7 protein-coding genes and 1 pseudogene are annotated in these 8,809 nt (G+C 62.9%); 6 read left to right on the top strand and 2 right to left on the bottom strand.

The window, feature by feature from the left end:
• Together MRY75_RS11990 and MRY75_RS11985 are read left to right on the top strand one after the other, a co-directional pair.
• A pseudogene (locus MRY75_RS11990) lies at positions 1–81 on the top strand (IS5/IS1182 family transposase); the annotation flags it as partial.
• A gap of 349 nt (positions 82–430) precedes the next feature.
• Positions 431–1,474, top strand: coding sequence for an NAD(P)-dependent alcohol dehydrogenase (locus MRY75_RS11985; RefSeq protein ID WP_292308081.1), 1,044 nt, complete (start codon positions 431–433; stop codon positions 1,472–1,474).
• A gap of 24 nt (positions 1,475–1,498) precedes the next feature.
• Here the strand turns inward: MRY75_RS11985 and MRY75_RS11980 are convergent, their stop codons facing one another.
• A complete protein-coding gene (locus MRY75_RS11980) occupies positions 1,499–2,002 on the bottom strand; it encodes a DUF3237 domain-containing protein (RefSeq protein WP_292308079.1) in 504 nt (167 codons plus the stop codon).
• Positions 2,003–2,318: 316 nt separating this feature from the next.
• On the opposite strand from MRY75_RS11980, the gene MRY75_RS11975 reads away from it, so the two are divergent.
• The gene (locus MRY75_RS11975) at positions 2,319–4,097 is read left to right on the top strand and encodes a feruloyl-CoA synthase (protein ID WP_292308078.1); all 1,779 of its coding nucleotides are present in this window, start codon (positions 2,319–2,321) and stop codon (positions 4,095–4,097) included.
• A gap of 49 nt (positions 4,098–4,146) precedes the next feature.
• On the opposite strand, the gene MRY75_RS11970 is transcribed toward MRY75_RS11975, so the two are convergent.
• Positions 4,147–5,256, bottom strand: coding sequence for a mandelate racemase/muconate lactonizing enzyme family protein (locus tag MRY75_RS11970; RefSeq protein ID WP_292308076.1), 1,110 nt, complete (start codon positions 5,254–5,256; stop codon positions 4,147–4,149).
• A 131-nt stretch (positions 5,257–5,387) separates the two neighbouring features.
• Between MRY75_RS11970 and MRY75_RS11965 the strand changes: the two genes are divergently transcribed.
• The 3 genes from MRY75_RS11965 to MRY75_RS11955 all read left to right on the top strand — a co-directional run bounded on the left by MRY75_RS11965 (position 5,388) and on the right by MRY75_RS11955 (position 8,473).
• Positions 5,388–5,675, top strand: coding sequence for a hypothetical protein (locus MRY75_RS11965; RefSeq protein ID WP_292308074.1), 288 nt, complete (start codon positions 5,388–5,390; stop codon positions 5,673–5,675).
• Positions 5,676–5,806: 131 nt separating this feature from the next.
• Positions 5,807–6,640 carry a phosphate/phosphite/phosphonate ABC transporter substrate-binding protein gene (locus tag MRY75_RS11960; protein WP_292308073.1) on the top strand — a complete coding sequence of 278 codons (834 nt, stop codon included), beginning with the start codon at positions 5,807–5,809 and terminating at the stop codon, positions 6,638–6,640.
• 18 nt (positions 6,641–6,658) lie between these two features.
• The gene (locus MRY75_RS11955) at positions 6,659–8,473 is read left to right on the top strand and encodes an ATP-binding protein (protein ID WP_292308071.1); all 1,815 of its coding nucleotides are present in this window, start codon (positions 6,659–6,661) and stop codon (positions 8,471–8,473) included.
• Positions 8,474–8,809: the final 336 nt, after the last annotated feature.

The following is an 8,809-nucleotide window of genomic DNA, read 5'->3' as shown; positions in this document are numbered from 1 at the left end:
GTAGCAACCCGCTACGATCGATGCCCGAAAGTGTTCCTCTCGGCCATCGCCCTCGCGGCCATCGTCATCTATTGGTTATGAATCCTGACCCTAATTCGATAAAATACCTATCCAAAGATACTTGGGCCAGGTCTTCCAAGGGCCTTCCTATGTCCCGTGACATAGCGGCCTTGGCGCAGTTGTTGCCTGTTCCGCAGGCAACAGTCAGCCTGGTTCACGTGACAGGACGCATGACCCGCAGGTTGGCCTCCTTGGCCGGCCTGATCTGGACACAGAAGGTCAGATGGTGGATCACGACAGGAACGCTCGTGTGCTCGGCGCCCCGCGTGACAAGCGGGGGCTGCCATTTCGTCGACACATGACTGACGGATGAAGACTTCGCCAAGGTGCCGCCCGTGCCCCTGGCTTGGACACAACAGGAGATCGGGTCATGGCCAAGGCACTTGTTCTGGAAGAAGCAAAGAAACTGTCCCTGCGCGAGATCGACCTGCCGTCCGGCATGGGACCGGGGGATGTCCGCATCGCCATCGACACGGTCGGGGTCTGCGGCAGTGACGTGCATTACTACACCCACGGCAAGATCGGCCCCTTCGTTGTGAACGAGCCCATGATCCTCGGGCACGAAGCCTCGGGGACGGTGGTCGAGGTCGGCGCTGATGTCGCGCATCTTGCGCCGGGCGACCGCGTCTGCATGGAACCGAGTATTCCCAACATGACGTCAAAGGCCAGCAAGCTCGGGGTCTACAACGTCGATCCTGATGTCAGGTTCTGGGCCACGCCCCCGGTGCATGGCTGCCTGACGCCGTCCGTCGTGCACCCAGCCGCCTTCACCTACAAACTGCCGGACAACGTATCCTTTGCCGAAGGCGCGATGGTCGAACCCTTTGCCATCGGCATGCAGGCGGCCGCGCGCGCGAAAATCACGCCGGGCGATGTGGCGCTTGTCACGGGGGCGGGCCCCATCGGCATCATGGTCGCCTTGGCGGCGCTCGCCGGGGGATGCGCCAAGGTCTACATCTGTGATCTTGTCGAAGGCAAACTCGCGGTGGCTGCCGCCTATGACAATGTCGAGCCAATCCTGATCCCGCGCGAGACCCCGGCCGATGTTCTTCGCGCGGCAACCGGCGGATGGGGCGCGGACGTGGTTTTCGAATGCGCAGGGGCAGCCGCGTCGATCCAGACCGCGCTCGAAGCGGTGGCTCCGGCGGGCTGCGTCGTCTGGGTGGGCATGCCCGTTGACCCCGTTCCGGTGGACATCGTGCTGGCGCAGTCCAAGGAAATCCGCATGGAGACGGTGTTCCGCTATGCCAACATGTACGAACGGGCCATCGCGCTGATCGGCTCCGGCAAGGTGGACCTGAAGCCGCTGATCTCGGAAACCTTTGCCTTCGAGGACAGCATCCAGGCCTTCGACCGGGCGGTCGAGGGGCGGGACAGGGACGTCAAGCTGCAGATCAAGGTGGCACAGGGATAACGGCCCATTGGGCCAGCGGCGCCGTCAGGTGCCTGTGCCCGGCTCCGCCAGCCATGCATCGATCACCACCGCCGCGCGATCCGGACGCGCCGAGGTCAGCGTGCCCACAAGCACCCGGCGGTTCAGCCAGTCGAACCGTGTCGAGTCGACCTGTGCCTGGATCACCGACATGGCATAGCGCTGCGGCTGCACCTGCTCGTCTATGATGACACGGTTCCGGACGGTGATGAGCGTGCCGTCCTCGCACTGCATTTCGTAAAGTGCATCCAGTTCCTTGACCCCGTCGGCACGCAGGAACTGCCGGTCAGCGCCGCCACCAAGCACGATGCCAGAAAGACCCTCGCCAGCAGGCCCTGCATGAAAGCGGCCCCCGGTGATCGGAATCAGGTATCGCTGGCCGCCGCGAGACGGACCAAGGTCGACGCGGTCGCCCACATCCACGACCGCGCGCCAGACCAAGGACAGCCTGGGCAGGACTGCGGGATAAGCGTTCAGAAGGTGCTGATCCGTCTGCACTTCGTTGGACATGCCGACCTCCCGTTCCCAACAAAAGAGTGATCCGTATTCTCAATCGCTGGAGCGAGAGACTTATTATCCACTTATAATGCTCACGGATAGCATCCTCGGCAAGCGACCGGACGCGCGATGGGAATTGGAAATGATGAACCACAAAACTGTTTACTTTGTTAACGGTTTTTGAGAAGCTTCGCCCAGGCCCTGAGGGAGGGGACAGTGCCATGCGCCGCTGCGCCAAAGGATGCCCACGGGTACCCTGGGGTGCGGTCCGGACTGTCGGTGTCTCGCCCGTAAAGGTCCGGTCGGAACATTTCGGATGGCGTGCAGCATGACGGATCTCAAGTCGGACGATTTCTGGAACCCCGAGTTCACCTATGACCATCGCGAGGATGGCAGCATCGTCATGGCCCAGGTCGGCGCGTTGACCGGCTATCTGCCAACCCTGGCCGACTATCTCGACAAATGGGCGGATGCGACGCCCGACCAGACGTGGATCGCGCGGCGTGGCGCGTCGGGCGACTGGGTCCGCATCAGCTATGCCGACGCGCGGACCCGGGCCAAATCCATTGGTGCCGCACTTCTTGGTCTGGGGCTTGGCCCGGACCGGCCGCTTCTGATCCTGTCGGAAAACAGCCTCGAGCATGCGCTGCTCGGCGCGGCCTGTTTCTACAGTGGCATCCCCTATGCCCCCATTTCTCCGGCCTATTCGCTGGTGTCCAAGGACCATGGCAAGCTGCGGGACATCGCCGCCACGCTGAACCCCGGCGCGGTCTACGGCGATGACGGCTCGGCCTTTGCCGCAGCTTTCACCTCCATTGCGGCACCCGATCGCAACGTGATCTGCCGCGAGGCCCCCGTGCCGGGCGCCATGATCTTTGACGACCTGCTGACCAGCGATCCCGCAACGGCCGAGGCGGCACGTGCCACGCTCACCGGCGAAACCGTGGTCAAATATCTCTTTACCTCGGGCTCCACCGGGTCGCCGAAAGCGGTGATCAACACCAACACCATGATCTGCGCGATGCAGGCCATGGTGCGCGATTGCTACCGGTTCCTCGAAAAGCAGCCGCCGGTGGTGCTGAACTGGGCGCCGTGGAACCACACGGCAGCCGGCAACAAGGTGTCCTATCTCGTGCTGACGAATGGCGGCACCTATTACATCGACGATGGCCGGCCCGTTCCGGGCAAGTTCGAGGAAACCCTGCGCAACCTGCGCGACATCTCGTGCACGTGGTATTTCAACGTGCCTGTGGGCTGGGACATGCTGGTCGAGGCCTTCGAAGCAGACCCGGCGCTGGCGCAGACCTTCTTCAGCCGGCTTGGCATGATGTTCTATGCCGGCGCAGGCATGGCACAGCACACATGGGATGCGCTCCGCCGTCTGTCGGTTCAGGCCACGGGGCATGAGGTGCTTCTGGCGACGGGGCTCGGAGCCACGGAGACCGCGCCTTTCGCGCTGGCCTGCACCGAGGTTCAGGACAAGGCGGGCAATGTCGGGGTTCCTTCCTTGGGGCTCCAGATGAAGCTTGTGCCCACCGGTGGCAAGATGGAGTTGCGCCTCAGGGGGCCGAGCATCACTCCGGGGTATTACGGCGACCCCAAAAAGACGGCCGAAGCCTTTGACGAGGAAGGCTATTATTGCATGGGTGACGCGCTTCGCCCAGCCGATCCCGACGACCTGTCAAAAGGGTTTTTCTTCGACGGGCGCGTGGCCGAGAACTTCAAGCTGAACACCGGCACATGGGTGGCCGTGGGTGCGGTGCGCGCGGCGCTGGTCGATGCGATGGGCGGGCTTGTGCGCGACGCGGTCATCGTGGGCGAGAACGAGGCGCAGCTTGGAGCGCTGCTGCTTTTGTCCGAACGGGCGCGCTCGATGCCCGAGCCTGACCGGACAGACGCCCTGACCAAGGCGCTGGGCAGCGCGGCCAAGGCTGCCACCGGATCGGCCAGCCGGGTGCGGCGCGCGGCCGTGCTGTCCGATGATCCAAGCTTCGAGAAGGGCGAGATCACCGAGAAGGGGTCGCTCAACCAGCGTGCGATGCGCGCCAACAACGCCGACCTGATCGCGGCGCTTTACGCGGGCGAGGGCGACGTGCTGATCGTCTGACCAAGGCGCTGGCAGGCTGAACACAGCTCGCCAGCGCAATGCCGCGCCGTCAGAGATCCTTCAGCGTGCTCATTTGGTACTGCGACTGCGCCAGCCAGTCCGGGTTGATCTCCACCCCCCAGCCCGGCGCATCCGTGACCGTCGCTTTGCCATCGACGATCGTGTAGGGATCCGACAGGAACAATCCGTCCTGCCATGGGTAGTAGTCCTCGCCCTCGATCGAGAATTCGAGATACTTGCCCGCGTTCGGGATTGCCCGCAGCAGGTGCATCGTGAACAGCGTCACCATAGACAGGTTGGCACAATGCGGTGTCACCGGCAGCCCGGCGGCCTCGGCCATCCGGGCCACCCGCAGCGTGCGTGACAGCCCTCCGAGATAGCAGATGTCCGGCTGCACCACGTCCACGACGCGGTCCGCGATCATGGTTTGCCAGCGCTCCATCATGCAGTCCTGTTCGCCGCCGGTCACGTCGATCTCGAGCGCGTCGGTCACTTCCTTGGTCTGGGCGAAGTCCCAATAAGGGCAGGGCTCTTCGTAATGCGAGATGCCATTGTCCTGAAGGAGCCGCCCGACCTCGATGGCGCGCGCGGGCGAATAGCAGGAATTGGCATCGACCAGCAGGGCAACGTCCGGTCCGAGCGCCTTGCGGATCGTCGGCACGATCTCTTCGGTGCGGCCCGGCCATTCATCGCGGTCCCGGCCCACCTCGGCGCCGACCCGGAACTTGAACGCATCAAACCCGAAACGGTCCTTCAGGCGGGTGAATCGCTCGGCCTCATCGATCGGCGTGATGTCACGTTTCATCGACGAGGCATAGGCGCGAATGGGGCCCGGCGTGCCACCGATCAGCGCGCAGACGGGTTTGCCCTCGCGCCGCCCGCGCATGTCCCAGAGGGCCGTGTCCACCCCACCCATGGCCCGCCGCAGATAGGACCCGGGGAACTTGTGTTCGCGGTCGCGCACGAGGTCGAGCATTGCGTCGATGTCCCCGCAATCCTGCCCTAGAACATGCGGCGCGACCTGACGGTGCAGAACCTGCGCGGTGATGTCGGCATGATAGGGCGCCACCTGACCCCATCCCTGCGCTCCGTCTTCAGCGGTGGCCCGCACGAAACACACGAATTCGGTGCTGAAGGTTTCAAGTCTGATCAGGTTCATGGGGATCACCGCATTGCCGACCGCATCAGGCGGCCCGGCAGGACCCTGTCCAAAAATCACCGGGTTGAATAGACCTGTTTTGTCTTTTCCGTGAAGTTTTAAGAGGTCGCTGCATTGGCTGGCGTGTGGCCTTGGCCGCGGCCCGCACCATGCGTCGCGCGACTGGCTCGATCCGCCTGATCAACGGCAAGACCGAAACCGCGCGACATCCGTCCCGCGTGGCACGGTGGTCCGATGTGCAGGCGAAACATCAGGGCAAAGCGGTCCAGGAGGACACCATCGACACGCCACAGAATGCGTCATTTGCAACGATACTTGACGACTTGAGTTGGAACAGCGCACTATCCGCGCATCTGGAGCGTCGGAATTTTGCTTTCGCGGTGGGTTTGTCGACATCCGGATTGTGTGCGTTCGAGTAAGTGGTTCATCGCGGAGGTGCGTGGCACCACCCCACTCAGACCGCTGAAGATCATGGCGACAGACCAAAGACCTGCCTTTTACGTGACGTGCGAGACATCGCAGGATCGGTATGTCGACTAGTTTCGGTCGCATGCGCATTGTGCCGATCTTGCGGAGATGGGCGCGGATTGGCACGGTAGCTTCGTCCCTGTTTCTGTGCGGCAGTGCATGGGCCGACACGTTCACAGTCGGGATTGTACCGCAGTTCGAGCCCCGGATGCTGGTGGAAATCTGGGCGCCCATCCTGTCCGAGCTGGAACATCGGACCGGCCATCAGTTTCAGTTGGTTGCCTCACCGCAAATCCCCGATTTCGAGCAGGCGCTTCTTCAGGGGGCCTTCGACTTCGCCTACATGAACCCCTATCACTTCGTGATCGCGTCCGAGGCGCAGGGCTACACGCCCGTCGTGAACGATGCAGGACGCGAGCTTTTTGGCGTCTTGGTCGTGGCCGCGCATTCTGACATTCACACCGTCAGCGATCTCGAGGGCGGGACAATCGCCTTTCCCGCGCCCAATGCCCTCGGAGCCGCGCTGCTGATGCGGTCCGATCTCGACCGCATCTTCGGTCTCAGCTACGAGGCGCATTATGTCGGCACCCATTCCTCGGCCTATTTGAACGTCATTCTGGGCCGGATGGATGCGGCTGGCGGGGTGAGGGCCACGCTGGACGCCAATCCGGCGTATCGCAACAGCCTGCGCATCATCCACGAAACCACCCGTCTTCCGACGCACCCCTTCGCGGCGCATGACCGGATCGCAGCGGACACCGTCGCCGCGGTCGCGGCTGCCTTTCTGGCGATGAACACGACCGAAGACGGACAGGCCATGCTGGCACGTGTTCCGTTCGATCACGTGGCGCCTGCGAACACGGCGCAATACGACATTCTGAAGGAGCTCAATCTCAAGACCTACTGGATTGAATAGCGGATCGAGGAAACAAGAGTGCCGTTGCAGACAAAGACCTTACAGTCCATCAGAGTGCGGATCAGCGCGGTGATCGTCACTGGATCGGTCTGTGGGGCCCTGATCTTCGAATTCGCCTGGGTGCCCCGGCTCACCGAACTGATCGTCAATGCGCAATCCCGGGAAATCCGGCGCGAAGCGGAAATCCTGTCGGACGGCATCCTGCCCTACCTGCTGAGCAATCAGATCGGCGCGGCTTACGAAACGCTCTCGGTCGTCGAGAACCGCTACGACAATTGGGTCGCGGTCACGCTGTACGACGCGGAGGGGCAAGTCCTCTACCCGCTTGAGGACCGACAGCCCGAGACCGGCCAATATCATGTCACCGAAACGGCCATGATCGCGTTCGAGGGGCGGGACCTCGGACGCCTCTCTGTCGTTGCCGATATCGAGCCGGAAATTCTCCGGCTGCGGAACGAGGTCTGGAGGATCGTCTCCGCCGGGCTTGGCGTTCTGGCCCTGATCCTGCTTGGCATTGCCTTCGTCGTGGACCGCCTGTTCATCAGGCGGCTGATCCAAGTGGCGCATGCCGCCGATGAATTGGCGGTCGGTAACTATGAGCTCTCGCTGCCCAAGGGCGACGACGAGATCGGCCAGTTGGCGCATCGGTTCGAGTCCATGCGCATCCGGATCCAGGACCAGACCGACAGCCTGCGCGAGGCGCGTGCCCGTGCCGAGGTGGCGCTGGAGGCGCGATCCCGCTTTCTTGCCACGGTGAGCCATGAAATCCGCACGCCCCTCAATGGCATCATCCCGGCAGCCGAACTGCTGTCGGACACGCCTCTGGATGCGGCACAGCGTCAGAAGGTCGACATCATCCTGACGTCGGGCAAGGCGCTCACGACGATCGTGGACGACATTCTGGACGTGTCCATGTTCGAGAACGGCAAGCTGGTCCTGCGCGATGCGCCGTTCTCCCCGGCCGAGATCTGCGCCGATGCGTTCGAAATCCTCCGCGCCAACGCCGAAGCCAAAGGCCTTGCCCTGATCAAGGACTGTACCGTGCCCGCCGACCTGATCTGCCGCGGTGATGCCAATCGTCTCCGGCAGATTCTGATCAACCTGCTTGGCAATGCGGTGAAATTCACCAAGGAGGGCAGCGTATCCTTCGCCGGCTCCGCCACTGAAACCAGCGACGATCGCGCACGGCTTGTCTTCGAGGTTACGGATACCGGCATCGGCATCGAGACGGTCGCGCTGCCGCGAATCTTTCAGCGTTTCGAACAGGCCGATGGCAGCATGACGCGCCGCTTCGGGGGGAGCGGTCTGGGCCTGTCGATCGTCAAGTCGCTGGTCGATGCCATGGGCGGTACCGTGTCGGTGCAGAGCGTACTTGGTGTCGGCAGCACCTTCCGTGTCGAGGTTGAACTGGATGTCACAAGCGCCCCGGTCAAACATGCCGAGGAGGCGACCCCGGAGCCAGCCCTGATCGGGGCAGGGCGGTCGGCGCTGATTGTCGACGACAATGAGATCAACCTGACCGTCGCCGCCGCGATGCTCGCGCGGCTTGGGTTCGACGTCGAGACCGCCGATACCGGAGAAGCGGCCCTGGCAAAGACACGGAACAGGACATTCGACATCATTTTCATGGACATGCACATGCCCGAGATGGACGGTCTCATCGCCACCCGTCACATCCGCAACGGCCCCGGCCTGAACACAGCGACGAAAATCGTGGCGCTCACGGCCAGCGTGCAAGCCGAAGACATGGAGAAATGCCGGGCGGCGGGCATGGACACCCTGCTTGCAAAACCCCTGCGGATCGACACGCTGCAGGCGTTTCTGTCGGGTTAGCGCACAGACACTGAAAACGTAGACCCGCCCCGCCGAGCGCACTCACGAAAGTCGCCGGGGCGTCGCATGCACCCACGGTGTCTTGCCATTCCTGTAGTCGCCAGCTGGTGACAGAGCCATCGGCAAATCTGCCACAGATCGCGCGGATATCCCCAGATCATCCCGCCTCGCACCCGAAGCGAAGCCGTTTTGCGGTCTGAAGTCCGAGAGCAACTCTGCCGGGCAGATCAGGCCGTTATCCGAAACCGCCCGATTTCTACCGCGGACCTTGGTCCTTGACGCGAGAGATGATTTCTGGATCGGCGACAAAATCTTCGAGAAAGTTGAGCCATGCGT

The sequence above is a fragment of the Marivita sp. genome (assembly GCF_022763305.1).
Lineage (GTDB): Bacteria > Pseudomonadota > Alphaproteobacteria > Rhodobacterales > Rhodobacteraceae > Marivita.
Note: the sequence above shows the minus strand (reverse complement) of the source record. Positions and strands in the feature narration are given on the sequence as shown.